The organism is Pseudomonas sp. SCA2728.1_7, assembly GCF_018138145.1.
In the GTDB taxonomy this organism is placed as follows: domain Bacteria; phylum Pseudomonadota; class Gammaproteobacteria; order Pseudomonadales; family Pseudomonadaceae; genus Aquipseudomonas; species Aquipseudomonas koreensis_A.
Map to the genome: position 1 here is coordinate 5,243,914 of NZ_CP073104.1, position 24,903 is coordinate 5,268,816.

A 24,903-nucleotide genomic window follows, 5' to 3' on the forward strand; every position below is an offset into this window, starting at 1 on the left:
CCGGCGATTATACGCACAAGTCACTTGGGAGACCGCGATGCTGGAACCTGCTGAATACGAATGTCCCTATTGTGGAGAGCCTGTCGAGACGACGGTGGACTTGTCCGGCGGCGATCAGACCTATATCGAAGACTGTCAGGTGTGTTGCCGGCCCATAACGTTCGTCTTGCAGGTCCATGAAGAGCACTGGTTTCTGGAAGTCTTCAGCGAAAACGAGTGAGGGGCGCCCATGCAGCGAATCTACGAGCCGGAAAACCTGATGGAAGGTGAAATGCTCAAGGGCATGCTCGCCAGCGAAGGCATCGAGGCGCACTTGATTGGCCGCGATTTGCTCGGTGGTACGGGCGAGCTGCCGATCTTCGGTCTGTTGGGCTTGTCTGTGGATAACGATCAGGCCGAATACGCCCGCGAGCTGATCACCGCGTACAATGCCGCGCTGCCGCTGCCCGGCGATGAACCGGAGAGCTTCCCCGGGACGCTGGTCTGTTAGGCTGAGCTTCGTTTTACTTCAGAGTCGTGTTGCCCCATGTGTGGACGTTATGCCCTGTTTCGCTGGAACCGCGATTTCGCGGCCCTGCCAGGTTTTCCCGCCGATCAGCAGGCGCAGTGGAACATTTCCCCCAATGATTCGGTGTTGATGCTGCGTGCCGGTGAAGATGGCCAGCGCGCTCTGGCCCGCGCCCGTTGGGGATTGACGCCGCCGTGGCTGACCGATTTGTCGAAAACACCGGCGCATGCCCGTGCCGAAACGGTTGCCGAGCAGCCGATGTTCCGTGAGGCGCTGCGTCAACGTCGCTGCCTGCTGCCGGCGAATGGTTTTTACGAGTGGCGTGGAACGCAGCGCAAGCGGCCGTTCTGGCTGACGCCGGGGGAAGGCTCGTCACTGTTTTTTGCGGCGATCTGGGAGGCGTATCCGGTACAGGAACAGGTGTGGTTGAGTACGGCGGTGATTACTCAACCGGCGTCGAGTCAGCGGCGGCCGTTGATTCTGGATGAGGCGGGGCAGGCGGCGTGGCTGGATCCGGAGACGCCGTTGCATGTGTTGCAGGGGCTGTTGGCGAGTGAACCGGCGGCGTTGCGTGAGCGGGTGTTGGCGAATCTGATTAATGATCCGAAGCTCAATGGGCCGGAGTGTTTGACTCCGGGTTAAAGCCTGTAGATCAAAAGCCCCTCACCCTAGCCCTCTCCCGGAGGGAGAGGGGACTGAATGGGGGATATTGAAGTAATACACCGACTTGAACGCTCTACTTTGAATCCATAATCGACTGGTTATTTCAGGTCGATGTATGACGGGAGACAACTCGGTCAGTCCCCTCTCCCTTTGGGAGAGGGTTAGGGTGAGGGGGCTCTTGGCTTTTCAGACCTTGAACTGATTGATCAACCGCCGCTGCTGCTCCGCCAGTTTAGTCAGATCGGCACTCGCCGAACTCGACTCATCCGCACCGCCTGCCACTTCATTGGCCACTTGCCCGATGTTGATCACATTGCGATTGATGTCATCGGCCACCGCGCTCTGTTCTTCCGCTGCGCTGGCGATCTGCGTATTCATGTCGTTGATCACCGACACCGCCTGCGTAATCCTTTCCAGCGCCTCAGCCGCTTTCGCCGCGTGTTGCACGCTTTCGTCGGTGCGGTTCTGACTGTCTTCCATGACCCGCACGACATCGCGTGTGCCCTGCTGCAGTTGCTGGATCATGCTCTGGATTTCTTCGGTGGCTTTCTGGGTTTTCTGCGCCAGATTGCGCACCTCGTCGGCGACCACGGCAAAACCACGACCCTGCTCGCCGGCACGCGCCGCTTCAATCGCCGCGTTCAGGGCCAACAGGTTAGTCTGCTCGGCAATCCCGCGAATGGCGGTGAGAATGGCGTTGATGTTCTCGCTGTCCTTGGCCAGCGTTTGCACTACGCCTACCGCCTTACCGATTTCCACCGCCAGCACACCAATCGAATTCGAGGTGTCACGCACGATCTGCATGCCCTGACTCGCCGCCTGATCGGCATGACTGGCCGCTTGTGCAGCCTGCGTCGCGTTGCGCGCCACGTCCTGCGCGGTGGCGGTCATTTCCTGCACCGCCGTGGCGACCTGATCGATCTCGGCCATTTGTTTCTGGATGCCGATGTTGGTGCGAATGGCAATGTCAGCGGTGTGTTCCGAGGAATCGCTGACGCTCTGCACCGACGTGACCACCTGAGTGATCATCGCCTGCAACTTGGCGAGGAAGGTGTTGAAACCCTTGGCGATCGAGCCCAGTTCATCGCTGCGATCGCTGCTCAAACGGCGGGTCAGATCACCTTCGCCCTGAGCGATGTCATTGAGCATCGCGACCATCTGCTTCAGCGGCCGGGCGATGCCGTGACCGACCAGCCAGATCACTAGCAGGCCGAGGCCGGCGATGAGCAGACCGACCATGGCCATGCCGAAGGTGTCGGACTTGCGTTGCGCATCGAGGTCGGCCTGCAGCTTCTGCAGATCAGCCATCACCGCGTTGAGTGGCAATTGCAGCATCAATGTCCAGCGCGCGTCGGTCTGGCCGATGCCGAACGGCAGGTACAATTCGATGCGGCCCTTGTCCTTGTTGACCGAGTAAGTCACTTCGCCGCGCTTGAGATTGGCCATGTTGGCGGTCTGCTCGGCGTCGAGGATGTCGCTGACTTTTTCACCGAATTTGCTCGGGTCTTTGGTGTAGGCAACGATCCGGCCATTGCCGCCGATCAGGGCCATTTGCCCGGCTCCGCTGTAGAGCTTCTGGTTAGCAGCGAGGAGCATTTCCTGGATGAAGTTCACCGACAGGTCAGCACCGACGATGCCCTGGAAGGCACCATTGAGCATGATCGGTTCAATGAAGGAGGCGAGCATGACGATCTTGTCGCCGACCTTGTATGGCGCCGGATCGATCACGCAGGACTTTTTGCTCTCTTTCGAGCACAGGTAGTACTCGCTGGCGCGCACGCCGGTGGACAGGGTTTTCTGGTCGTCGACGTCGACCAGTTTGTCCAGGCCGAGGGTGCCGTCGTCGTTGCGGAACCACCACGGCAGGAAGCGCCCGTTGGCCGCGTCGATGCCGACCACGCTGGTGCCGACATAGGCCGCGTCATTGTGGTCGAGGGCGTTTTTTTCCCAGCCGATATACGTGCCCAGAATCTTCGGGTTCTTTTCGACGTTTTCTTTGATCAGACTGATCAGTTGTTCGCGGCTGACGGTCAGGCGCGGCTGGCCATCGGCGCCCGGTGTGCCGAGCAGGGCGTTGACCCGCACCAGTCCGCCGGCAATCAGCAGCGGCGCTTCGAGTTCGCGCTGGATCTGGCTGACCTGGGTTTGTGCCAGCGAAGTCAGGCGCTGTTCGATGACTTGCTCGAACTGGGCCTGGGTGCGCTGTTGCACCATCTCTTGCGTACGGGCGCCGGAAAACAGCGCGTACAGCACCAGCGCGGCCACCACGCTAAGGACGATGGCGCCGGCCAGGGCGGCGACGGAAAACTGGATCGACTTGAACTTCATGGGAGCTCCGCACGCAAGAGGACGTCTGCGCTGATGTATCGGCAGGCGGCATTGGGCCATGAGTGCGAGCAGGTGCAATTGCAAGCCGATGTCGTAAATGGATCGGTGCACGACGCTGTTGCTGCGGGCCTGGCGATCGCTGTGAATTTTTTACGACAGCTCAAGTGGGAAACGTCTGAAAGTCGCTGCAATACGTCCGTTGTATCTGGCGTCGATACAATTACCCGCCTAGGATACGCGCAGGTTTTCAGGGAGCTTTTGAATGAACAAGACATTGGTTGTAAGTGCACTGAGCGCAGCGCTGTTGCTGGCCGGTTGTCAGTCGGTCAACACCACCAGCGGCGGCGCCGTGGGTGTGGAGCGCAAGCAGTACATGTTCAGCATGCTGTCCTCGCAAGAGGTCGACCAGATGTATGCCCAGTCGTATCAGAAGACTGTCGGCGAGGCCTCCAGCAAGGGTGTGCTGGACAAGACCAGTCCTGAGGCCAAGCGGGTTCAGGCGATTGCCAACCGCCTGATCGCCCAGGCGCCGAACTTCCGTCCGGATGCGGCGCAGTGGCAGTGGGAGGTCAATCTGATCAAGAGTGATGAACTCAATGCCAACTGCGGGCCTGGCGGCAAGATCATTTTCTACACCGGGTTGATCGACAGCCTGAAACTCACCGACGATGAAATCGCCGCGGTCATGGGCCATGAAATCGCCCACGCCCTGCGCGAGCACGGTCGTGAAGCGATGTCCAAGGCGTACGGGATTGAAATGGCCAAGCAGGGCGCGGGTGCGTTGCTCGGTCTGGGTCAGGACAGTCTGGCGCTGGCCGATACTGTGGCCAACTACGGCATGACCCTGCCGAACAGCCGCGCCAACGAAAACGAAGCTGATCTGATCGGCCTGGAACTGGCCGCACGCGCTGGCTACAACCCGAACGCCGCGATCACCTTGTGGAACAAGATGAGCAAGGCGTCGGAAGGTTCGCCGCCGGAGTTCATGAGCACTCACCCGGCTTCGACCAGCCGGATTGCCTCGTTGCAGGCGGCGATTCCGAAGGTTATGCCGCTGTACGAACAGGCGCCTAAATCCTGATGGATTTACAGGTCGGCTGACGGCCACTTCGCGAGCAGGCTCGTTCCCACATTTGGAATGCATTCCAAAGTGGGAGCGAGCCTGTCTCCGGGGGGCGTTCCGACGAAGAACGCTGACTCGGTCTATCGACTTACGCCGTCAAACCCAGCCACTGCTCTGCATCGCCTTGTACACCGCAACGATCGCCAGAATCATGAACGCCGACGCCGCGAGGCGACGGATCAAGGTCAGCGGCAATTTGTCCGCGGCAAAGTTACCCGCCAATACTACCGGCACGTTGGCAATCAACATGCCCGCCGTGGTACCGATAATCACCAGCCACAGTTCCGGATATTGCGCGGCGAGCATCACCGTAGCGACCTGAGTCTTGTCACCCATTTCTGCCAGGAAGAAAGCAATCAGCGTGGTCAGGAACGGCCCGAACTTGCGCGCGGTGCTGGTTTCATCGTCGTCCATTTTGTCCGGGACCAGCGTCCACAACGCCGTGGCTGTGAAGCTCGCCGCGAGGATCCAGTGCAGCGTCGCATTCGAGAAGAAACTGCCGAACCAGGCGCCTACCGCACCGGCTGCTGCGTGGTTGGCCAGGGTCGCAGCGACGATGCCGGCAATGATCGGCCAGGGTTTGCGAAAGCGAGCGGCGAGAATCAGCGCGAGCAGTTGCGTCTTGTCGCCGATTTCGGCCAAGGCAACGATTGCGGTGGGAACGAGTAACGAGTCCAGCATCAGGATTTCCTAAGGGGCGGGTCGACACGGCTATGACACGTACAGCCTTCCCGCCCCGGGTAAGGTGTGCGTGTCATAGGTCTTGTCAAACCCTGCGATCCGTCTGCTGCGGACGCTTGGGTCGCATACGCCATGATCTGAGGATCAAGTATGTTGACGTATGCCGGACGAGCTTGGCGCTCGTGGGAGACTACTCCCCTAGGACGGAGCGGATTCTGCCTAGGCAAATCCGATTGAGCAAGCCTCTTTTTTAAAAGAGGTTTCAGCCGCGCTTGGCCCGGTAAATCCGGAAACCATTGCCTTCAGCCTTGATCGCACACACGCCAAGATGCTCTTCGATCAGCGGTTGATACTTGAGGAAGCTGTTCGCCACCAAGCGTAGTTCGCCGCCATTTTTCAGATGTTTGGCCGCTTTTCGCAGCAAATTCTCCGTGGCGAAATAATCGGTGTGCACGCCGACATGAAACGGTGGATTGCTCAGAATTGCATTCAAACCCATCGGCGCAGCATCGATACCGTCACCAGTCAGCACTTCAGCTTCCAGACCGTTGGCCGCCAGCGTCAGACGGCTGCTGGCAGCAGCGAAAGCATCCACGTCCAGCAACGTCACTTGATTGTGCGGATAGCGACGTTTGACCGCAGCCCCCAACACGCCAGCGCCGCAACCGAAGTCGAGCAGATGGCCGCTCGGCAGTTTGTCCAGATGCTCCAGCAGCAGGGCGCTGCCGCGATCCAGTCGACCGTGGCTGAACACGCCCGGCAGGCTGATGACTTTCAACGGGCCTTCGGCCAGTGGCAATTCATAGGTCTGCGCCAGGCTTTCCAGGGATTTCGCTTCCGGGGCATTGGCCACGGTCACCTGCCACAACTGGCAGTGCCGCGCGCTGTCGAGTTTGCGCGGCTTGCCGAACGGGTTGAGCTGCTTGGACGCGCCTTCGATGCCGCTGCGTTTTTCCCCGACCAGAAACACTTCGCGCCCGGCCAGACGTGAGGCCACAGCGTTGAGGATGTAATCGGTCAGGTCCTTGGACTTGGGCAGAAACACCACGGCGCTGTCGAACTCGCGCTCGGGAATGTTCACGCCGAAATGGCTGCGGCCCTCGAAACGGGCGTCCAGCGCGGCTTGATCGCCGGCATGCCAGCACCAGCCGAATGCGTTGGGCAGGCGCCCAAGCAAATCGTCGGCGGGCAAACCGGCCAACAACAACGAACCCTGGAACAACTCGGGCTGACGAAGCAGTACTTCACTGCGCGGATCCATAACTGCTCCTCAAAAAAAAGTGCCGCAGTTTATCAACTGACGACCCGCAGCGCTTTACCGCTGAAGAACGCTTGAGCGTTTTCGGTCAATTGGCCGACGATGCGTTGCCGTGCTTCGCGACTACCCCAGGCGTTGTGTGGCGTAACGATCAGGCGTGGGATGTCCGCCGCGAGCAACGGATTGCCTTGGGTCGGTGGCTCGACGCTCAACACATCGGTAGCCGCGCCGCCCAGATGCCCGGCGCGCAGAGCGTCGGCCAGTGCCTGTTCGTCGATCAGGCCGCCGCGTGCGGTGTTGACCACGAAGGCGCCGGGTTTCATCGAGGCCAGTTCGCGGGCACCGATGAAGTGGCGGGTGTGTTCGTTGAGCGGGCAGTGCAGGGTGAGGGCGTCGATTTGTGGCAGCAGTTCATCCAGCGGCAGGCGATCCGGGCGAGCACGGCGCCCGGGAATCTGCCCGAGCAACACGCGCATGCCAAACGCTTCTGCCAGTCGCGCCACGGCGCCACCGAGTTCGCCATGACCGAGCAAGCCGAGGGTTTTGCCTTCCAGCTCAACGATCGGATAGTCGAGCAGGCAGAATTGTTTCGCCTGCTGCCAGCGACCTTCGCCGACGGCTTTCTGATAATCGGCCAGACGCGTGGCGAGGTTGAGCAGCAACATGATCGTGTGCTGCGCCACCGACGGCGTGCCATAACCCTGGCAGTTGCACACGGTGATGCCCTGCGCGCGGGCGGCGGCGAGGTCGACGTTGTTGGTGCCGGTGGCGGTGATCAGGATCAGTTTCAGATCGGGATTGGCGGCCATCGCGACGGCGTCGATCAGGATCTTGTTGCTGATCGCCACTGTGGCACCTTGCAGGCGTTCGGCGACTTGTTCGGGCAACGTTTGGGCGAACAGCTGCAGATCGCTGAAACACTCGCGCAACGGACTGAGGTCGAGGTCGCCGAGATCCAGCGAAGGATGATCAAGGAAAACGGCGCGGCGCGTGTTCGTCATCAACTGTACCTTTTGTGCTGTGAGCGTTGGGCGTAATCTGCCGAGCCTACCAGATGAAACAAATTGATACGCTTGGCCGAAAGGAGCCCCCATGTACTGGACCGAGTTCTTGACCGTTGCACTGATCCACTTGTTGGCCGTCGCCAGCCCCGGCCCGGACTTTGCCGTTGTGGTGCGCGAGAGCGTGACCCACGGTCGCCGCGCCGGCACCTGGACCGCGCTGGGCGTGGGCACGGCGATTTTCCTCCACGTTGGTTATTCGTTGCTGGGGATCGGCCTGATCGTGTCGCAGTCGATCGTGCTGTTCAACGCCTTGAAATGGGCCGCAGCCGCTTACTTGCTGTACATCGGCTTCAAGGCGCTGCGCGCGCAACCGGCGAAAGTCGTGGCCGATGATCTGCACAAAGAGGCGGGCGTTCGCACCGCTCGCGGCGCGTTCACCTCAGGCTTCGTGACCAATGGCCTGAACCCGAAAGCCACGCTGTTCTTCCTGTCGCTGTTCACCGTGGTGATCAATCCGCACACGCCGCTGGCGGTGCAGGCCGGTTACGGGGTTTATCTGGCGGTCGCGACTGCGTTTTGGTTCTGTCTGGTGGCAATGCTGTTCAGTCAGCAACGGGTGCGTGCCGGTTTCGCCCGTATGGGCCACTGGTTTGATCGCACGATGGGCGCGGTGCTGATCGCTCTCGGCGTGAAAATCGCGTTTACCGAGATGCATTGATCTCAGAACCGCGACTTGAACCTGTGGGAGCGAGCCTGCTCGCGAAGGCGTTGGGTCAGTCGACATTATTGGTGGCTGAAAGACCGCTTTCGCGAGCAGGCTCGCTCCCACAGGGTCTTACACAAGCTCGCTGAGCTTGCTCAGGGTATTCAGATATTCGCGGGGATTTTCCCCAAGCAAACGACGAAACATCGCGCTGAACGCCCGCGCGCTGCCGTAACCCAAATCCTGCGCCACACGCTGCACGCTGTCCCCGGCGAGCAGGCGCGGCAGGGCTTCCATCAGGCGCAGTTGCTGGCGCCAGGCGTTGAAACTCATCTGCACTTGTTGCTGAAACAGCCGTGCCAACGTGCGTGAGCTAGCGCCGACCTGCTGCGCCCAGTCTTCCAGGGTATTGGCATGATCGGGGGTGTGCAGCATTGCCAGACAGATGTTTTGCAGGCGCCGGTCAGTGGGCATCGGAATGTGCAGTGGCAGGTTTTCCAGGCTGGCAAGTTCCTCCAGCATCAGTTGCTGAATCAGCGGATTGTCGGCATGCGGCGGCCCTTGCACGGCTCGCAGGATCAGCTCGCGCAGCAGCGGCGTCACGGCCAATACGCAGCACTGTTGCAGGCTGGCGGGTGACAATTCTGGCGCGATGAACAGCGAGCGCATCTGCACATCGCCGCTCATGAAAATCTCGTGCGCCACCTCGGGTGGAATCCATACCGCGCGACTCGGCGGAATCACCCACGCCCCCGATTGCGTGACCACACGCATGATCCCGCTGACGGCATACAGCAGTTGCGCCTCGCGATGCAGGTGCAGCGGCTGGTGCGCGCCATCCAGATAATCCCGAGGGTAGGCGCTCACCGGGCCGTGTTCGAAGTGGCTGATTAACATGTCTGATTTGATGAGTTGCTTGGCAGGAATGCGCTTTACGGCCAACTTAGCATAAGCGCCACACAACAACGTAAAGCGTGCCGCCATGAATCAATCCCGTAATGTCATCCGCTACATCAACGCCGCCCATGTGATCGATCACATGTTCATGCTTATTTTTCCCGCCGCCGTGCTCGGCATGACTCAAGCGTTCGGTCTCGATTACGCCGCGCTGATCGGCCTGTCGCTGGGCGGCTTCATTGCCTTCGGCGCCTGTTCGCTGCCCGCTGGTTGGCTTGGTGATCACTGGAGTCGGCGGCAGATGATGCTGGTGTTTTTCTTCGGCATCGGCGCCTCGGCGATCTTTACCGGCCTGAGTAACAGTCCGACGATGCTGGTGATCGGCCTGACCCTGATCGGTATTTTCGCTGCGATCTATCACCCGGTGGGCACGGCGATGCTGGTGGCCTACGCGCAAAACCGTGGCCGTGAAATCGGCATCAACGGCATGTGGGGCAATCTTGGCGTGGCGTTTTCGGCGCTGATCACCGGTTTGCTGGTGGCGCAGTTCGGCTGGCGCTCAGCGTTCCTGTTACCGGGGGCGGTGGCGATTGTGCTGGGTTTTGGCTTCGCCTTGCAGGTGCGTGAGGAACCGATTCCGAAGCGTGCGCACACACCACTCAAAGGCGCCGCCGGCCAGCGTATCTCGATGATGATGGTGTTCGGCGTGCTGGCGTTGGCCACGGCTACCGGCGGCGTGGTGTTCAACGCCACCACCATGACCTATCCGAAGCTGTTTCAGGAACGTTTGCATGAGCTGTTCGCCTCGCCGCAAACCCTCGGCGTGGTGGTCAGTCTGGCCTATGCCTTTGGTGCGGTTGCGCAGTTGAGCATCGGTCGAGTGCTGCATCGGCTCAGCCTGAAATGGCCGTTCATTGTCCTGACGCTGTGCCAGGCACCGCTGCTGTTTGCGCTGGCCTATGCCGACGGCTGGGCGGTGATCGCCCTCGGTGCGGCGTTCATGTTCGTGGTGTTCGGGCAGGTAACAGTGAACGATGCGATGGTTGCCAACTTCGTCGCCCCACAGTGGCAATCACGGGTGTTCGCCCTGCGTTACTGTTTATCGTTCGGTGCCAGTGCGACGGCGATTCCGCTGATTTCCTATGTCGAACCGCGCCATGGTTTTGTAGGCCTGTACTTGATTCTTGCGGGTTTCGGCGCGTTGACCTTCCTCGCTGCGGTGGTTTTCCCACGCACGCCTTCCGAGGAGGCAGTAGGACAAACCGCCTGATCGATGACGAAAACCGGCAAATGCTGGCGCAAAGCTAGCATTTGTACGGCTTTGCAAATCATTCCTTTGGCTGATTTGGCTGGCGTATAAGGGTTCTAGAGTACCAATCTCTACGCCAACACCGTGCAGTCAGAAAAGGGATTCTTATGTTGCAGACTCGCGTCATTCCCCCGGCCGATGGGGCCTACCAGTATCCATTGCTGATCAAACGGCTGCTGATGTCCGGTGCCCGTTACGAGAAAACCCGCGAGATCATTTACCGCGACCAGATTCGCTATAGCTACCCGACCCTGATCGAGCGCGTGGCGCGGTTGGCCAACGTGCTGACGACGGCCGGTGTGAAGGCCGGTGACACCGTGGCGGTGATGGACTGGGACAGTCACCGTTACCTGGAATGCATGTTCGCGATACCGATGATTGGCGCGGTGATCCACACGATCAACGTGCGCCTGTCGCCGGAGCAGATCCTTTACACCATGAACCACGCCGAGGACCGCTTTGTGCTGGTCAACAGCGAGTTTGTCGGCCTCTACCAGGCGATCGCACCGCACCTGACCACGGTCGAGAACACCCTGCTGCTGACCGATCTGCCAGAGAAAACCGCCGATCTGCCGAATCTGGTCGGCGAGTACGAGCAACTGCTGGCGGCGGCGAGTACGCAGTACGATTTCCAGGACTTCGACGAAAATTCGGTCGCCACCACGTTCTACACCACCGGCACCACCGGCAACCCGAAAGGCGTGTATTTCACCCACCGGCAACTGGTGCTGCACACCATGGGCGTGTCGACGATCATGGGCTCCATCGACAGCGTGCGCTTGCTCGGCACCAACGATGTGTACATGCCGATCACCCCGATGTTCCACGTTCACGCCTGGGGTCTGCCGTACGTGGCGACCATGCTTGGCCTTAAGCAGGTTTATCCGGGGCGCTACGATCCTGAGTTTCTCGTGGAGTTGTGGCGCAAAGAGAAGGTCACCTTCTCCCACTGCGTGCCAACCATTCTGCAAATGCTGCTTAACGCCAAGGGCGCACAAGGCACCGATTTCGGCGGCTGGAAAATCGTCATTGGCGGCAGTGCGCTCAATCGCACGCTTTACGAAACCGCCAAGGCGCGGGGCATTCAGCTGACTGCCGCGTATGGCATGTCGGAAACGGGTCCGCTGGTGTCCTGTGCGCACCTCAATGACGAGTTGATGGCCGGCACCGAAGACGAACGCACCACTTACCGGATCAAGGCCGGTGTACCGGGGCCGCTGGTGGAAGCGGCGATTGTCGACGGCGAGGGTAACTTTCTCCCGGCCGATGGCGAGACCCAAGGCGAATTGGTGCTGCGCGCGCCGTGGCTCACCGAGGGCTATTTCAACGAGCCGCAGAAGGGTGCCGAGCTCTGGGCTGGCGGCTGGCTGCATACCGGCGATGTCGCCACGCTCGACAGCATGGGCGTGATCGACATCCGCGACCGCATCAAGGATGTGATCAAGACCGGCGGCGAGTGGATCTCCTCGCTGGACCTCGAAGACCTGATCAGCCGTCACGTCGCGGTACGCGAAGTAGCAGTGGTGGGCATCGCCGATCCGCAGTGGGGCGAGCGTCCGTTTGCCTTGCTGGTGATCCGCGAAGGGCACGTGATCGGGGCGCGCGAGCTCAAGGAACACCTCAAGCCGTTCGTGGAATTGGGCCACCTGAGCAAGTGGGCGATTCCGAGTCAGATTGCCCTTGTTACCGAAATTCCCAAGACCAGTGTCGGCAAGCTCGACAAGAAGCGCATCCGCCTCGACATCACCGAATGGCAGGCCAACAACAGCACCTTCCTCTCGACACTTTGAGTGTCTGCTGGCGCGCCGAAAACGGCGCGCCAGACCCACCAAGCAAGCGCTTGGCTTGTGAAATCGAAAAATTAGGCCATCCTTGCCGTGCCGACATGCGTCGGACTGGCGAAAGGACTGTTCCAGAGTGGCCGGCAGCTGCAAATCACACTTTAGAGGGATCAAGCAGTACCACCTGCTGGCTATAGTCCGCTCAAGGATTTTTAAGAACGGGGCACACGCACAAATCGGGGCGATGCATCTTTGGAGTGACGTCGGGCTGTCTCTGGCACCCGGTCCTTCGGACGTTTTTAAAAGTACTCACTGCCATAACAATAATGCACATGGAGTAGCGTCGATGACCTCAGTAAACCAGTTCTGGCGCCGGGCGAAACTGCCTCTGGCAGTCAGTCTTGCCTCTTCGCTCGCCGGGCCCGCATTCGGCGTCAGTTTCAACGTCGGTGAAATCGAAGGCCAGTTCGACTCGTCCCTGTCGATCGGTGCCAGTTGGTCTACTCAGAGCCCGAACAAGAACCTGATCGGCGTCAACAACGGCGGCCACGGCCTGTCGCAGACGTCCGATGACGGTCACGCCAACTTCAAGAGCGGTGAAACCTTTTCGAAGATCTTCAAGGGCATCCATGACCTTGAACTGAAATACGGCGACACCGGTGTGTTCGTCCGTGGCAAATACTGGTACGACTTCGAACTCAAGGATGAAAGCCGCGAGTTCAAGGACATCAGCGACTCGGGTCGCAAAGAGGGCGCCAAGTCGTCCGGCGGGCAGATCCTCGACGCCTTCGTTTACCACAACTATTCGATTGCCGATCAGCCGGGCTCCGTGCGTCTGGGCAAGCAGGTCGTGAGCTGGGGTGAAAGTACCTTCATCGGCGGCGGCATCAACTCGATCAACCCGATCGACGTTTCCGCGTTCCGTCGTCCGGGCGCCGAGATCAAGGAAGGCCTGATCCCGGTCAACATGTTCTACGTATCGCAGAGCCTCACCGAAAACCTGTCGGCCGAAGCGTTCTATCAGCTGGAATGGGACCAGACCGTCGTCGACAACTGCGGCACGTTCTTCTCGCAGCCGGACATCGTGGCCGACGGTTGCAACGACAACCTGCGCGTGCTGAACAAGCGTTCGCAAATCCCGGCCATCGCTTTGGGGCCATTGGCGGCCAACGGTGTCAACGTCAACGAAGAAGGCGTTCTGGTGCGCCGTGGTCCGGACCGCGATGCCCGTGACAGCGGCCAGTGGGGCGCGTCCTTCAAGTACATGTACGAGCCGCTCGATACCGAGTTCGGCGCCTACTTCATGAACTACCACAGCCGTGCGCCGATCTTCAGCGCCACCGGTGCTCCGCAATCGGTCTACAACACCGCGCGCGCTCTGCCGGGGCCGTTTGCGGCACTTGCACCACTGCTGGTCGCGGGCAACTCGAACTACTTCATCGAATATCCAGAAGACATTCGCCTCTACGGTCTGAGCTTCTCCACCACTCTGCCTACCGGTACGGCGTGGAGCGGTGAGATCAGCTACCGTCCAAACGCGCCGGTACAACTGAACTCCACCGACATTCTGTTCGCCGGTGTGCGTCCGATCGGCGGTGCACTGACCAACGCATCGATACTCAATGGTGTGCCGGGTCAGGACCTGCATGGCTACGAGCGCAAGGAAATCACCCAGATCCAGACGACGTTCACGCACTTCTTCGATCAGGTCATGGGCGCCAGCCGTCTGACCCTCGTCGGTGAAGTCGGCGCGACCTACGTCGGCGGGCTGGAAAGCCGTTCCGACAAGCGTTATGGCCGCGATCCGGTGTATGGCCCGGGTGAATTGCCAGCCACTGGCACAACCGACACCTGCGCCAACATTCTCAACGCCAGCACCATCAACGGGGCCGGGCCGGGTTCGCCGCAGAACAACCGCAGCCGCAATTGCGATAACGACGGCTTCACCACCTCAATGTCGTGGGGCTACCGTGGTCGCGCCATCTGGGAATACAACGACGTCTTTGCCGGTGTGAACCTCAAGCCGAACGTGGCCTGGTCGCACGACGTCAGCGGTTACTCGCCAGGCCCTGGCGGCAACTTCGAGGAAGGTCGCAAAGCGGTCAGCCTGGGTGTTGATGCCGAATACCAGAACACCTACACCGCGAGCCTGGCTTACACCAACTTCTTTGACGGCAAGTACACCACTGTGGATGACCGCGACTTCGTTGCGCTCAGCTTCGGCGTGAACTTCTAAGCACTGCATTCAGGACGAACGAATTTATGAAAATAACAAAGAGTCTGTTCCACGCCGGTGTTCTGGGTCTGTCGCTGCTGGCGACCGGCGTCATGGCCGCGGTGCCTGCTGCCGAAGCCGATAAACTGGGCAAGAGCCTGACGCCGATGGGCGCGGAAATGGCCGGCAATGCCGACAATTCGATCCCGGCGTGGAAGCCGCTGGCGAAAAACGCCGGCACGGTCGATGCGCGTGGTTTCCTGTCCAACCCTTACGCCAGTGAACAACCGCTGTTCACCATCACTGCCAAGGATGTCGACAAGTACAAGGACAAGCTGGCGCCGGGTCAATACGCGATGTTCAAGCGTTACCCGGAGACCTTCAAGATGCCGGTGTACCCGTCACACCGCGGCGCGACCGTGCCGGATGACGTGTTTGCCGCCATCAAGAAAAACGCCACCACCACCAACCTGGTGTCCGGCGGCAACGGTCTGGAGAACTTCGACACGGCAGTGCCGTTCCCGATTCCGAAAAGCGGTGTGGAAGTCATCTGGAACCACATCACCCGCTATCGCGGCGGCAGCGTGACCCGTCTGGTAACCCAGGCCACGCCGCAACCGAACGGCTCGTACAGCCTGGTGTACTTCCAGGATCAGTTCGTGTTCCGCGACAAGATGAAGGACTACGACCCGAAAAACCCGGGCAACATCCTGTTCTACTTCAAGCAGAAAGTGACCGCGCCAGCGCGTCTGGCCGGTGGTGTGCTGCTGGTGCACGAAACCCTCGATCAGGTGAAGGAGCCACGTTCGGCGTGGGTCTACAACGCCGGTCAGCGCCGTGTGCGTCGGGCGCCACAAGTGTCCTACGACGGCCCGGGTACTGCGGCGGATGGCCTGCGTACCTCCGACAACCTCGACATGTTCAACGGTGCACCGGATCGCTACGACTGGAAACTCGAAGGCAAGAAAGAGATGTACATCGCCTCCGACAGCTACAAGCTCGACGATCCGAAACTGAAATACGCCGACATCATCAAGGCCGGCCACATCAACCAGGACCTGGCGCGTTACGAGCTGCGCCGCGTCTGGCATGTGGTAGCAACCCTGAAGGAAGGTCAGCGTCACATCTACGCCAAGCGTGACTTCTACATCGACGAAGACACCTGGCAGGCAGCAGTGATCGACCACTATGACGGTCGTGGTCAACTGTGGCGCGTTGCTGAAGCACACGCCGAGAACTACTACGACAAGCAAGTGCCGTGGTATGCCCTGGAAACCCTTTACGACCTGCAGTCCGGCCGCTATCTGGCACTGGGCATGAAGAACGAAGAGAAGAGTGCGTATGACTTCGGCTTCACTGCCACCACCAGCGACTTCACCCCGGCCGCATTGCGTCAGGATGGTGTTCGCTAAACCGCTGTAAAACCGAGGCCGCATCCTCGTGAAAACGCCCCGACTGGTTCGGGGCGTTTTTTTTTGCGCGGCCTCCGCGCCTTCGAACCGCTTTTGTAGGAGCTGCCGAAGGCTGCGATCTTTTGATCTTTTGTTTGGACCGTGGGTTTTGGGGGCATATCCGTTGCTGTGGCTGGGGCCTCTGGCGGTTTCGCTCTTACAGCGAGTCCCTTTTTCAAACGCCGGAGTGCCGGCCCAGCAAAAAGGAACCAAAAGGCTTGGCCCCCGGCGTACGGCACTTCGCTTAGGCTCGGTGTTCCCTCGCTACGGTGTTCATCCGGGGGCATCGCCTACGGTTTGCTTCGCTGCACCTCCTCTCGATGTATGCGGCTACGCCGCACGGCGCTGCGCGCCTGCCCCGGATGAACACCTTCGCTCGGCCTGCCGATGGGGGCGAAAATCAAAAGCCAGATCAAAAGCCAGATCAAAAGCAGGAGCCAAAGCAGATCAAAAGATCGCAGCCTTCGGCAGCTCCTACAGGTCGAAATGGGGGGGAATGGCGCATTCTGGAAAGACTTTTGTAGCCATTTGTAGCAGCAACCTTCATTCCCGGTACGTTTAAGGCTAGTCTGCGGACATCTGCAACGCCGCCAACAGCAATTCGAACAAGAGCCGGCCATGACTGATCTGTCCCCACTTCCGGGTCCCGCAAGCGTTGCCGTCGCGGCACTGGACGGGCGTTTTTTTCGCCCTCCGTTGCCCGACGGCTACGTCTTGCGACCACGCCTTTGCGAGCGCCTGCAGGCCGGGCTCGGTGGCCGACTGTTGCTGGTCAGCGCCCCCGCCGGGTTCGGCAAGAGCTCGCTGGCGGTGGAGTTCTGTCAGAGTCTGCCGACGCACTGGCAAAGCCTCTGGCTGGGCCTGAGCCCGCGCGACAGCGACCCCGGACGCTTTCTTGAACGTTTGCTTGAAGGCTTGCAGGACTACTTTCCGCAACTGGGCAGTCGCGCACTCGGCCTGCTGAAAATGCGCCAACGCCATCAGCCATTTGCCTTCGAAGAATGGCTCGACGGCTTGCTCGATGAACTGACCCTGAACCTCGATTCCGCTGCACCATTGCTGCTGGTGCTCGACGATTATCATCTCGCCCAAGGCCCGGTGCTCGATCGCTGCCTGCAATTTTTCCTCAACCATCTGCCTGATGGCTTGCTGGTGATGGTCACCAGCCGCCAGCGTCCGGACTGGCATCTGGCACGCTTGCGTCTGTCCCGGCAGTTGCTGGAACTGCATGAGGCGGATCTGCGCCTGACCCACGACGAAGCCCTGACCTTGCTCAATCGCCACAGCAGCTCACTGCGCGGAGAAGCCCTCGAGAGTCTTATCCTGCGCAGTGAGGGCTGGGTCGCCGGTTTGCGTTTCTGGCTGCTGGCGGTGTCCGAGGCGGGCAGCGATGCCGCATTGCCACAAGCGCTGAACGGCGGGGAAGGGCTGATACGCGACTATCTGCTGGAAGAAGTCATCGACTGTCTGCCAGCCGAAGTGCAAGCCTTTCTCTATGACACGGCACCGCAAGAGCGCTTCTGCAGCGAACTGTGCGATACCGTGCGCGAAGCCCATGACAGCGCCGAGATCCTGCGTTTCCTGTTGGCGCATCAGGTCTTTCTGGTGCCGCTGGACGAACACGGCCACTGGTATCGCTATCACCATTTGTTCTCGGACCTGCTGCGCAGCCGGCCGATTGCGCAAGCGATGGTGCCGACGGCCACGCTGCATCTGCGTGCCTGTCGCTGGTTCAACGCCCAAGGCTTGCTCGACGAGGCGGTAGAACAGGCGTTACGCGCAGGCCACCTCGATGTGGCGGCAAATCTGGTGCAAAACCTTTCCGAGGAGCAACTGCTGGCCGAGCAAAACGTCGGCATGTTGCTGCGCTGGAAGATGGACTTGCCCGACAGCCTGCTGATCAGCACGCCGCGTTTGATCGTGTTGTACAGCTGGGCGCTGGGGTTGGCCTGTCAGCTCGATGCCGCCGAAGAGTTGTCCAGCCACCTGAGCCGTTTCCTGCCGGCACCTTCTGCCACCGCGCAGAAGTCGATGCTGGCGCAATGGCTGGCATTGAGCGGAATCATTGCCCGCGGTCGCGGCCATCGTGAGCTGACGATCAGATATTGCACCGAGGCCCTGGAAAGCCTGCCGGCCAAACGCTATGGCCAACGGCTGATGTGTTTATCGACCCTGTCCAATCTGGCCATTGCCGACGGCGATCTGTGGCGTGCACGCGGTCTTAACCGTGAATCCCTTGAACTGGCGCAACGGGTCGGCAATCCACTGTTCGAAGCTTTGGCCCATTACGACCGTGCACGGGTGTTGCAATCGCGTGGTGAAATTCTGCGCGCACTCGATGAAGTCCATCAGGGCCTAGAGCGCTTGCGTGGCTTGTCGCCACAACGTCTGTACGCGGTGCGCGCACGGCTGACGTTGTATGAGGGTTTTCTGTTGGCCATGCGCTTGCAGCCTCAGGCGGCACGCGTGCGGTTGTTGGCCGGAATCGGCGAGGCACGCGCCTGTCGCGATATCAGCGTGTTGATCGGCCACTGCGTGATCGCTCGACTGGATGGCAGCAGTGGCGAGTTCGCCAAGGCCTTTGCCGAGCTCGCCGAAGCCGAACGCCTGATGCACATCTGGGATGTGCCGCCGATCTACTACCTGGCGATGATCACGCTGGTCAAATGCGAGCTGTGGCTGGCCCAGGGCCGTACTGATCTGGCAGAAGCGTGGCTCGCGCGGTTGGGACAGACGTACACGGGAGAACGCGCCGCCGCACCACCGGAATTTCATCCACAACTGCCGCTGCATGTGGAGCTGCAACAGGCGTTGCTTGACATGATTCAGGGGCAACCGATGCTCGCCGAAGGGCGGTTGAATGTGTTGCATGAAAACGGCCAGCAAACCGGCCGGCAGTTGCTCAGTGTCATGGCACTGACGCAGAAAGTGGCGTTGCTGCTGGTGGGGGGGCGTGAGCCGGAGGCCAGAAAAGCACTGAGTCAGGCGCTGGAGGCGGCAACCGGCGGCGTGGCGCAGCCATTCGATCTGCTGGTGAAGGAGCATGGCGACTGGTTGCGCGGGCAATTGGTCGCGATCGCTTCGACAGCCGTCAGTCAGCAATTGCTGGAACACCTGCCTCTTCCCGCTGCGCGTCCCGTCGCTGAGGGTTCGGTGGCCGAACAACTCAGCAGTCGAGAACTGGCCGTCCTGCGCCTGATTGCTCAAGGCTGTTCGAATCAGCAGATCAGCGAGCAATTGTTCATTTCCCTGCACACCGTGAAAACCCACGCCAGCCATATCAACAGCAAGCTGGGGGTTGAGCGGCGCACACAGGCAGTGGCGCGGGCCAAAGAGCTGGGGTTAATGATCTAGCGACGGTAAAATTGCGGTTTTTCCGGTTCCGGCCGTTGTTGACTATTTTTCCAGGATTACCTCCTATGACCGTTCCAGGCTCAGCGCTGATCCGCGAAACCTTCCCCGTCGGCCCGCTCCAGTGCAATTGCACGATCATCGGCGATCCGGTCACCAAGAAAGCCATCGTCGTCGATCCCGGCGGCAACCCCGATCTGATCATGGCGCGCCTCGATGCGCATGGCCTGAAAGTCGTCAGCATCATCCACACCCACGCGCATCTCGATCACTTCCTCGCTTCCGGGCAGATGAAAGAGAAGACCGGCGCGACCCTGCATTTGCACAAGGAAGACCAGTTCCTCTGGGACAACCTCGAAATGCAGTGCCAGATGTTCGGTGTGCCATACATCCCGGTGCCATCGCCCGATCGCTGGTTAAGCGACGATGAAGAACTGGCCTGCGGTTGCGGCGTGGCCCTGCATACGCCGGGACATACACCCGGTTCCATGAGCTTTTGGTTTTCCGAGGCTAAGCTGTTGATAGCCGGCGATACGTTGTTTCGTCGCGGCGTAGGGCGCACGGATTTGTGGGGCGGCGATCAGGCGACCATTGTGCGCTCGATCAAGCAGCGGCTGTACACGCTGGACGAGGATGCGACAGTGGTGACCGGACATGGGCCGGACACGCGTCTGGGTGACGAAATGCGCGAAAACCCGTTTGTGCGCGCCTGAATATTTTGTCACGAGTGCCCGGCGGAATTTTTGTGCATTGTCATGATCCAACGCCCGCGCAGGTCCATTTTACCCAGTGGCCGCTGCACCACAGAATGCGAAAAACCAGGAGCTCTCCATGTTCACCAAGCGTCGTTTGATTATTGTCGCTACTGCCGTGGCCTTGCTGTCCGGCTGCGCCTCGCCTAACCCGTATGACAATCAGGGCCAGGCTGACAGCGGCTCTCAAGGCATGAGCAAAACCGCCAAATACGGCGGCCTCGGTGCACTTGCCGGCGCACTGGCCGGTGCCGCCATCGGTCACGACAACCGCGGCAAAGGCGCATTGATCGGCGCCGCTGTGGTCGGTGCTTCCGCTGCCGGTTACGGTTACTACGCCGACCAGCAAGAAAAGAAACTGCGCGCGAGCATGGCCAACACTGGCGTTGAAGTGCAGCGCCAGGGCGATCAGATCAAGCTGATCATGCCGGGCAACATCACATTCGCTACCGATTCGGCGAACATCGCCTCCAGCTTCTATCAGCCGCTGAACAACCTTGCGGGCTCGTTGAAAGAGTTCAGCCAGAACCAGATCGAAATCGTTGGCTATACCGACAGCACGGGCAGCCGCCAGCACAACATGGACCTGTCCCAGCGTCGTGCGCAGAGCGTGGCGACTTACCTGACCTCGCAAGGTGTCAGCGGTGCCAATCTGTCGGCCCGTGGCGCCGGTCCGGATAACCCGATTGCCAGCAACGGTGACGTGAATGGCCGGGCGCAGAACCGTCGCGTTGAAGTCAACCTGAAGGCGATTCCGGGTCAGCAGTATGGTGGTCAGCAGCAACAGCAGCCGGGTACGGTTCAGCAGTATCCGTAAGCGCTTGCCCGAATGAAGAAATGCCCGGTCCGGTGATCGGGCATTTTTTTGTCTGGCCTGTTATGGCCTCATCGCGAGCAGGCTCACTCCTACAGGGGAATGCATTTCAAAATGTAGGAGTGAGCCTGCTCGCGATGGCGATCAAATAGGCCCCACAAAACTATCAGACACAAAAAAGCCCCCGGGACACATCACTGTCCGGGGGCTTTTTGTTTGTCAGCGAAGGCTGATTACTTCTTCAGACCATAGTGCTCATCGAGCATGCCCGGCGAGTTCGGGGTCTTCGGTGCGTAGTCGCGCGGTGGCTCCTGATCGCGCGGTGGCGTCAGGCGTTCACGTGGCGCGACTGCCGCGTCAGCGTGCAGGGCAGCGATCAGGCGCTGGCGGGTCTGCTCGTCCAGGGCCAGACGATTGGCGCCCTCGGCGAGATGATCCTGCACTTCCTGATAGCTCTGGGTCAGCTTCTTGACCAGCATCGCGGTGCTGTTGAAGTGGGTGACCACCTCGTTTTGATAACTGTCGAAACGCTCCTGGATATCATCCAGTTGACGCTGCGTACGGCTCGGCGCGGCGTTCGGCGCAACGCGCGCGATCAGGAATCCAATGGCGACACCCACAACCAGGGCAAGAGTCGGTAACAACCAAACTAAGAGCGAGTGTTCCACGAGTCCTTCCTCTATAAACGGCTTTGCTTTACGTTAACGGCTCGAACCTGCGCTGTATACCGCGATTCACTCGCAATAGATTGGCACAGACAATTTGCTAGACGAGTCGACCCGATTCGAGGTCACGGAGTTCCTTCCTTGCTGATGCGTGAAACCCCTGTAGTGATTGACGGCCCGGTGGGTCAACTTGAGTCTCTGTACCTGGATAACGAGCAGCCAATCGGCATTGCGCTGATCTGTCATCCGAACCCGGTGCAGGGCGGCACCATGCTCAACAAGGTCGTCTCGACCCTGCAGCGCACCGCGCGCGACGCGGGCCTGATCACCTTGCGCTTCAACTATCGCGGCGTCGGTGCCAGCGAAGGTTCGCACGACATGGGCACCGGTGAAGTCGACGATGCTCAGGCTGCCGCTGCATGGCTGCGTGAAAAACACCCGGATCTGCCGCTGACCCTGTTCGGTTTTTCCTTCGGTGGATTTGTTGCAGCAAGTCTCGGCGGTCGTCTCGAAGCGCAGGGCGTGCAGCTCAAGCACCTGTTCATGGTCGCCCCGGCGGTAATGCGTCTGGGCGAGCAGGATCAACTGCCGCAGCAGGGTGAACTCACGGTGATCCAGCCGGAAACCGACGAAGTCATCGATCCGCAGCTGGTTTACGACTGGTCGGAAAAACTCCAGCGCCCCCATGAGCTGCTGAAAGTGGCAGAATGCGGACACTTTTTTCATGGCAAGCTGACCGATCTCAAGGATCTGCTCCTGCCGCGTCTCTCGAATTGATTGCAGTCTGACAAGCGATTACCCATGACGAACCGTACCCGAATCCTCACCGGCATCACCACCACCGGCACGCCGCACCTGGGCAACTACGCCGGCGCCATCCGCCCGGCGATCCTTGCCAGCCGCGACAGCAATGCCGATTCGTTCTACTTTCTGGCCGACTACCACGCCCTGATCAAATGCGATGACCCGCTGCGCATCCAGCGCTCGCGTCTGGAAATCGCCGCGACCTGGCTGGCCGGTGGCCTCGATGTCGACCGCGTGACCTTCTACCGCCAGTCCGACATCCCGGAAATCCCTGAGCTGACCTGGCTGCTGACCTGCGTCGCGGCCAAGGGCCTGCTCAACCGTGCGCACGCTTACAAGGCCTCGGTGGACAAGAACGTCGAAACCGGTGAAGACCCGGATGCCGGCATCACCATGGGCCTCTACAGCTACCCGGTGCTGATGGCGGCGGACATCCTGATGTTCAACGCGCACAAGGTGCCGGTCGGTCGCGACCAGATCCAGCACGTGGAAATGGCCCGCGATATCGGCCAGCGCTTCAACCACTTGTTCGGTCAGGGCAAAGAATTTTTCACCATGCCTGAAGCACTGATCGAGGAAAGCGTGGCGACGTTGCCAGGCCTCGACGGTCGCAAGATGTCGAAGAGCTACGACAACACCATCCCGTTGTTCTCCAGCGCCAAAGAAATGAAGGATGCGATCTCGCGGATCGTCACCGACTCCAAAGCGCCAGGCGAAGCCAAGGATCCTGACAACTCGCACCTGTTCACCCTGTTCCAGGCCTTCGCCACGCCAGCGCAGGCTGACGAATTCCGCAGCGAACTGTTGGGCGGTCTGGGTTGGGGCGAGGCGAAGAATCGTCTGTTCCAGTTGCTCGACAACGATCTAGGCGAAGCGCGCGACAAGTATCACCAGTTGATCGAGCGTCCGGCGGATCTGGAAGACATCCTGCAGATCGGCGCCAAGAAGGCCCGTGCGGTGGCAACGCCGTTCCTCAACGAATTGCGCGAAGCCGTTGGCCTGCGCTCCTTCGTCAATCAGGTTCAGGTTGCCGCGACCACCAAGAAGAAAGCCGCGAAAGCCGCACGTTTCGTCAGCTTCCGCGAAGACGACGGCAGCTTCCGTTTCCGTCTGCTGGCGGCCGATGGCGAGCAACTGCTGTTGTCGCGCAACTTCGCCGACGGCAAAACCGCAGGGCAGGTGACCAAGCAACTGCAATCCGGCCAGCCGCTGGACGTACGCAGCGAAGATCTGAGCTTCAGCGTGTGGCTGGAAGGTGAGTGCGTTGGCGACAGCCCGGCATTCGCCGACGCTGCTGCGCGGGACGCGGCCATTGAGGCGCTGCGCGTTGCGCTGACCCCGGTTCAGGACTAATCGGCGGCACGGTCCGACCAAGGGCCGATTGCCATTCCCACGGGCCGTCGCTACAGTGACGGCCCGTTTTTGTTGCCTTGCTAACGAATTATGACGCCCCTAGAACGATACCAAGCTGATCTGAAACGCCCGGACTTCTTCCATGACGCCGCGCAGGAAACTGCTGTGCGTCACTTGCAGCGTCTGTACGAGGATCTGATCGCCGCCGATCAGAACAAGCCGGGTCTGCTGAGCAAACTGTTCGGCAAAAAAGATCAGACGCCGGTCAAGGGCCTGTATTTCTGGGGCGGCGTAGGTCGCGGCAAGACTTACCTGGTCGACACCTTCTTCGAAGCGCTGCCGTTCAAGGAAAAGACCCGCACCCACTTCCACCGCTTCATGAAGCGCGTGCACGAAGAAATGAAAACCCTCGGCGGCGAAAAAAACCCGCTGACCATCATCGCCAAGCGCTTCGCGACCGAGTCGCGGGTGATCTGCTTCGATGAATTCTTCGTCTCCGACATCACCGACGCGATGATCCTCGGCACGCTGATGGAAGAGCTGTTCAAAAATGGCGTGACCCTGGTCGCGACCTCTAACATCGTTCCGGATGGCTTGTACAAGGACGGTCTGCAACGCGCGCGTTTCTTGCCGGCGATTGCGCTGATCAAGCAGAACACCGAGATCGTCAACGTCGACAGCGGCGTCGACTACCGTCTGCGTCACCTCGAACAAGCCGAGCTGTTCCACTATCCGCTCGACGAAGCCGCTCACGAAAGCCTGCGCAAGAGCTTCAAGGCGCTGACGCCGGAATGCACTGCCGCGGTCGAAAACGATGTGCTGATGATCGAGAACCGCGAAATCCGTGCCCTGCGCACGTGCGATGACGTGGCCTGGTTCGACTTCCGCGAACTGTGCGACGGCCCGCGTAGCCAGAACGACTACATCGAACTGGGCAAGATCTTCCACGCCGTGCTGCTCAGCGGTGTCGAGCAGATGAGCGTCACCACCGACGACATCGCCCGCCGCTTCATCAACATGGTCGACGAATTCTACGACCGTAACGTGAAGTTGATCATTTCGGCTGAAGTCGAGCTGAAGGATCTGTACACCGGCGGCCGCTTGAATTTCGAATTCCAGCGCACGCTGAGCCGTTTGCTAGAGATGCAATCGCACGAATTCCTGTCGCGGGCGCACAAGCCTTAAGCTGATTTTCGGCAAATAAAAAGGGCCTGCAATTGCAGGCCCTTTTTTATGTCCAGAA

The 24,903-nt window shown here is 60.1% G+C and carries 21 protein-coding genes and 1 riboswitch; of the genes, 15 read left to right on the top strand and 6 right to left on the bottom strand.

All coding sequences use genetic code 11. The features are described from left to right. Nucleotides 1-37 precede the first annotated feature (37 nt). The 3 genes from KBP52_RS23550 to KBP52_RS23560 are packed head-to-tail and all read left to right on the top strand — an operon-like array spanning nucleotide 38 to nucleotide 1,150. Complete coding sequence (locus KBP52_RS23550; RefSeq protein ID WP_116031510.1) at nucleotides 38-220, top strand: CPXCG motif-containing cysteine-rich protein; 183 nt, start codon at nucleotides 38-40, stop codon at nucleotides 218-220. 9 nt (nucleotides 221-229) lie between these two features. Next, entirely contained in the window at nucleotides 230-490 is a 261-nt protein-coding gene (locus KBP52_RS23555) for a DUF2007 domain-containing protein (protein WP_007912819.1), read from the top strand. Nucleotides 491-526: 36 nt separating this feature from the next. Then, nucleotides 527-1,150: an SOS response-associated peptidase gene (locus KBP52_RS23560; protein WP_034154341.1), complete on the top strand. Its 624-nt coding sequence runs from the start codon at nucleotides 527-529 to the stop codon at nucleotides 1,148-1,150. A gap of 207 nt (nucleotides 1,151-1,357) precedes the next feature. On the opposite strand, the gene KBP52_RS23565 is transcribed toward KBP52_RS23560, so the two are convergent. Continuing rightward, complete coding sequence (locus KBP52_RS23565; RefSeq protein ID WP_212621069.1) at nucleotides 1,358-3,499, bottom strand: methyl-accepting chemotaxis protein; 2,142 nt, start codon at nucleotides 3,497-3,499, stop codon at nucleotides 1,358-1,360. Nucleotides 3,500-3,761: 262 nt separating this feature from the next. Here KBP52_RS23565 and KBP52_RS23570 point away from each other — a divergent pair, with 262 nt between their 5' ends. Further along, complete coding sequence (locus tag KBP52_RS23570) at nucleotides 3,762-4,580, top strand: M48 family metallopeptidase (protein WP_007912815.1); 819 nt, start codon at nucleotides 3,762-3,764, stop codon at nucleotides 4,578-4,580. 138 nt (nucleotides 4,581-4,718) lie between these two features. Here KBP52_RS23570 and KBP52_RS23575 read toward each other — a convergent pair whose 3' ends face one another. From KBP52_RS23575 to KBP52_RS23585, 3 genes are all read right to left on the bottom strand, one after another. Then, the gene (locus tag KBP52_RS23575; protein ID WP_077574495.1) at nucleotides 4,719-5,303 is read right to left on the bottom strand and encodes a TMEM165/GDT1 family protein; all 585 of its coding nucleotides are present in this window, start codon (nucleotides 5,301-5,303) and stop codon (nucleotides 4,719-4,721) included. 88 nt (nucleotides 5,304-5,391) lie between these two features. Further along, nucleotides 5,392-5,514: riboswitch (yybP-ykoY riboswitch) on the bottom strand. A 51-nt stretch (nucleotides 5,515-5,565) separates the two neighbouring features. Then, nucleotides 5,566-6,564 (bottom strand): class I SAM-dependent methyltransferase, encoded by a 999-nt coding sequence (locus KBP52_RS23580; protein WP_077574494.1) that lies wholly within the window; start codon nucleotides 6,562-6,564, stop codon nucleotides 5,566-5,568. 32 nt (nucleotides 6,565-6,596) lie between these two features. Then, nucleotides 6,597-7,562: a 2-hydroxyacid dehydrogenase gene (locus KBP52_RS23585; protein WP_212621070.1), complete on the bottom strand. Its 966-nt coding sequence runs from the start codon at nucleotides 7,560-7,562 to the stop codon at nucleotides 6,597-6,599. A 91-nt stretch (nucleotides 7,563-7,653) separates the two neighbouring features. Between KBP52_RS23585 and KBP52_RS23590 the strand changes: the two genes are divergently transcribed. Next, complete coding sequence (locus KBP52_RS23590; protein ID WP_007967726.1) at nucleotides 7,654-8,283, top strand: LysE family transporter; 630 nt, start codon at nucleotides 7,654-7,656, stop codon at nucleotides 8,281-8,283. Nucleotides 8,284-8,400: 117 nt separating this feature from the next. On the opposite strand, the gene KBP52_RS23595 is transcribed toward KBP52_RS23590, so the two are convergent. Next, nucleotides 8,401-9,165 (bottom strand): helix-turn-helix transcriptional regulator, encoded by a 765-nt coding sequence (locus tag KBP52_RS23595; RefSeq protein ID WP_077574870.1) that lies wholly within the window; start codon nucleotides 9,163-9,165, stop codon nucleotides 8,401-8,403. Nucleotides 9,166-9,250: 85 nt separating this feature from the next. Between KBP52_RS23595 and KBP52_RS23600 the strand changes: the two genes are divergently transcribed. The 7 genes from KBP52_RS23600 to KBP52_RS23630 all read left to right on the top strand — a co-directional run bounded on the left by KBP52_RS23600 (nucleotide 9,251) and on the right by KBP52_RS23630 (nucleotide 20,841). Continuing rightward, the gene (locus KBP52_RS23600; protein WP_077574492.1) at nucleotides 9,251-10,435 is read left to right on the top strand and encodes an MFS transporter; all 1,185 of its coding nucleotides are present in this window, start codon (nucleotides 9,251-9,253) and stop codon (nucleotides 10,433-10,435) included. A 146-nt stretch (nucleotides 10,436-10,581) separates the two neighbouring features. Further along, nucleotides 10,582-12,264, top strand: coding sequence for a fatty acid--CoA ligase (locus KBP52_RS23605; protein ID WP_116031524.1), 1,683 nt, complete (start codon nucleotides 10,582-10,584; stop codon nucleotides 12,262-12,264). A 337-nt stretch (nucleotides 12,265-12,601) separates the two neighbouring features. Continuing rightward, complete coding sequence (locus tag KBP52_RS23610; RefSeq protein ID WP_077574490.1) at nucleotides 12,602-14,491, top strand: DUF1302 domain-containing protein; 1,890 nt, start codon at nucleotides 12,602-12,604, stop codon at nucleotides 14,489-14,491. 26 nt (nucleotides 14,492-14,517) lie between these two features. Then, complete coding sequence (locus KBP52_RS23615) at nucleotides 14,518-15,882, top strand: DUF1329 domain-containing protein (RefSeq protein WP_077574489.1); 1,365 nt, start codon at nucleotides 14,518-14,520, stop codon at nucleotides 15,880-15,882. A 657-nt stretch (nucleotides 15,883-16,539) separates the two neighbouring features. Then, nucleotides 16,540-19,275, top strand: a complete 2,736-nt coding sequence (locus KBP52_RS23620) for a LuxR C-terminal-related transcriptional regulator (RefSeq protein ID WP_212621071.1) — start codon at nucleotides 16,540-16,542, stop codon at nucleotides 19,273-19,275. 65 nt (nucleotides 19,276-19,340) lie between these two features. Next, nucleotides 19,341-19,985 (top strand): MBL fold metallo-hydrolase, encoded by a 645-nt coding sequence (locus KBP52_RS23625; RefSeq protein ID WP_212621072.1) that lies wholly within the window; start codon nucleotides 19,341-19,343, stop codon nucleotides 19,983-19,985. 118 nt (nucleotides 19,986-20,103) lie between these two features. Further along, nucleotides 20,104-20,841: an OmpA family protein gene (locus KBP52_RS23630; protein WP_077574486.1), complete on the top strand. Its 738-nt coding sequence runs from the start codon at nucleotides 20,104-20,106 to the stop codon at nucleotides 20,839-20,841. A 230-nt stretch (nucleotides 20,842-21,071) separates the two neighbouring features. On the opposite strand, the gene KBP52_RS23635 is transcribed toward KBP52_RS23630, so the two are convergent. Further along, nucleotides 21,072-21,506: a DUF1043 family protein gene (locus KBP52_RS23635; RefSeq protein WP_007917055.1), complete on the bottom strand. Its 435-nt coding sequence runs from the start codon at nucleotides 21,504-21,506 to the stop codon at nucleotides 21,072-21,074. 144 nt (nucleotides 21,507-21,650) lie between these two features. Between KBP52_RS23635 and KBP52_RS23640 the strand changes: the two genes are divergently transcribed. From KBP52_RS23640 to zapE, 3 genes are all read left to right on the top strand, one after another. Then, nucleotides 21,651-22,280 carry an alpha/beta fold hydrolase gene (locus tag KBP52_RS23640; RefSeq protein WP_212623157.1) on the top strand — a complete coding sequence of 210 codons (630 nt, stop codon included), beginning with the start codon at nucleotides 21,651-21,653 and terminating at the stop codon, nucleotides 22,278-22,280. A 24-nt stretch (nucleotides 22,281-22,304) separates the two neighbouring features. After that, the gene (locus KBP52_RS23645) at nucleotides 22,305-23,660 is read left to right on the top strand and encodes a tryptophan--tRNA ligase (RefSeq protein WP_034156484.1); all 1,356 of its coding nucleotides are present in this window, start codon (nucleotides 22,305-22,307) and stop codon (nucleotides 23,658-23,660) included. 90 nt (nucleotides 23,661-23,750) lie between these two features. After that, nucleotides 23,751-24,845, top strand: a complete 1,095-nt coding sequence (gene zapE, locus KBP52_RS23650) for a cell division protein ZapE (RefSeq protein ID WP_034156483.1) — start codon at nucleotides 23,751-23,753, stop codon at nucleotides 24,843-24,845. Nucleotides 24,846-24,903: the final 58 nt, after the last annotated feature.

What these genes read in the sequence shown, in the direction of transcription:
- KBP52_RS23550 (WP_116031510.1), top strand. Translation starts at nt 38, where the DNA reads ATGCTGGAACCTGCTGAATACGAATGTCCCTATTGTGGAGAGCCTGTC.
- KBP52_RS23555 (WP_007912819.1), top strand. Translation starts at nt 230, where the DNA reads ATGCAGCGAATCTACGAGCCGGAAAACCTGATGGAAGGTGAAATGCTC.
- KBP52_RS23560 (WP_034154341.1), top strand. Translation starts at nt 527, where the DNA reads ATGTGTGGACGTTATGCCCTGTTTCGCTGGAACCGCGATTTCGCGGCC.
- KBP52_RS23565 (WP_212621069.1), bottom strand. Translation starts at nt 3,499, where the DNA reads ATGAAGTTCAAGTCGATCCAGTTTTCCGTCGCCGCCCTGGCCGGCGCC.
- KBP52_RS23570 (WP_007912815.1), top strand. Translation starts at nt 3,762, where the DNA reads ATGAACAAGACATTGGTTGTAAGTGCACTGAGCGCAGCGCTGTTGCTG.
- KBP52_RS23575 (WP_077574495.1), bottom strand. Translation starts at nt 5,303, where the DNA reads ATGCTGGACTCGTTACTCGTTCCCACCGCAATCGTTGCCTTGGCCGAA.
- KBP52_RS23580 (WP_077574494.1), bottom strand. Translation starts at nt 6,564, where the DNA reads ATGGATCCGCGCAGTGAAGTACTGCTTCGTCAGCCCGAGTTGTTCCAG.
- KBP52_RS23585 (WP_212621070.1), bottom strand. Translation starts at nt 7,562, where the DNA reads ATGACGAACACGCGCCGCGCCGTTTTCCTTGATCATCCTTCGCTGGAT.
- KBP52_RS23590 (WP_007967726.1), top strand. Translation starts at nt 7,654, where the DNA reads ATGTACTGGACCGAGTTCTTGACCGTTGCACTGATCCACTTGTTGGCC.
- KBP52_RS23595 (WP_077574870.1), bottom strand. Translation starts at nt 9,165, where the DNA reads ATGTTAATCAGCCACTTCGAACACGGCCCGGTGAGCGCCTACCCTCGG.
- KBP52_RS23600 (WP_077574492.1), top strand. Translation starts at nt 9,251, where the DNA reads ATGAATCAATCCCGTAATGTCATCCGCTACATCAACGCCGCCCATGTG.
- KBP52_RS23605 (WP_116031524.1), top strand. Translation starts at nt 10,582, where the DNA reads ATGTTGCAGACTCGCGTCATTCCCCCGGCCGATGGGGCCTACCAGTAT.
- KBP52_RS23610 (WP_077574490.1), top strand. Translation starts at nt 12,602, where the DNA reads ATGACCTCAGTAAACCAGTTCTGGCGCCGGGCGAAACTGCCTCTGGCA.
- KBP52_RS23615 (WP_077574489.1), top strand. Translation starts at nt 14,518, where the DNA reads ATGAAAATAACAAAGAGTCTGTTCCACGCCGGTGTTCTGGGTCTGTCG.
- KBP52_RS23620 (WP_212621071.1), top strand. Translation starts at nt 16,540, where the DNA reads ATGACTGATCTGTCCCCACTTCCGGGTCCCGCAAGCGTTGCCGTCGCG.
- KBP52_RS23625 (WP_212621072.1), top strand. Translation starts at nt 19,341, where the DNA reads ATGACCGTTCCAGGCTCAGCGCTGATCCGCGAAACCTTCCCCGTCGGC.
- KBP52_RS23630 (WP_077574486.1), top strand. Translation starts at nt 20,104, where the DNA reads ATGTTCACCAAGCGTCGTTTGATTATTGTCGCTACTGCCGTGGCCTTG.
- KBP52_RS23640 (WP_212623157.1), top strand. Translation starts at nt 21,651, where the DNA reads ATGCGTGAAACCCCTGTAGTGATTGACGGCCCGGTGGGTCAACTTGAG.
- KBP52_RS23645 (WP_034156484.1), top strand. Translation starts at nt 22,305, where the DNA reads ATGACGAACCGTACCCGAATCCTCACCGGCATCACCACCACCGGCACG.
- zapE (WP_034156483.1), top strand. Translation starts at nt 23,751, where the DNA reads ATGACGCCCCTAGAACGATACCAAGCTGATCTGAAACGCCCGGACTTC.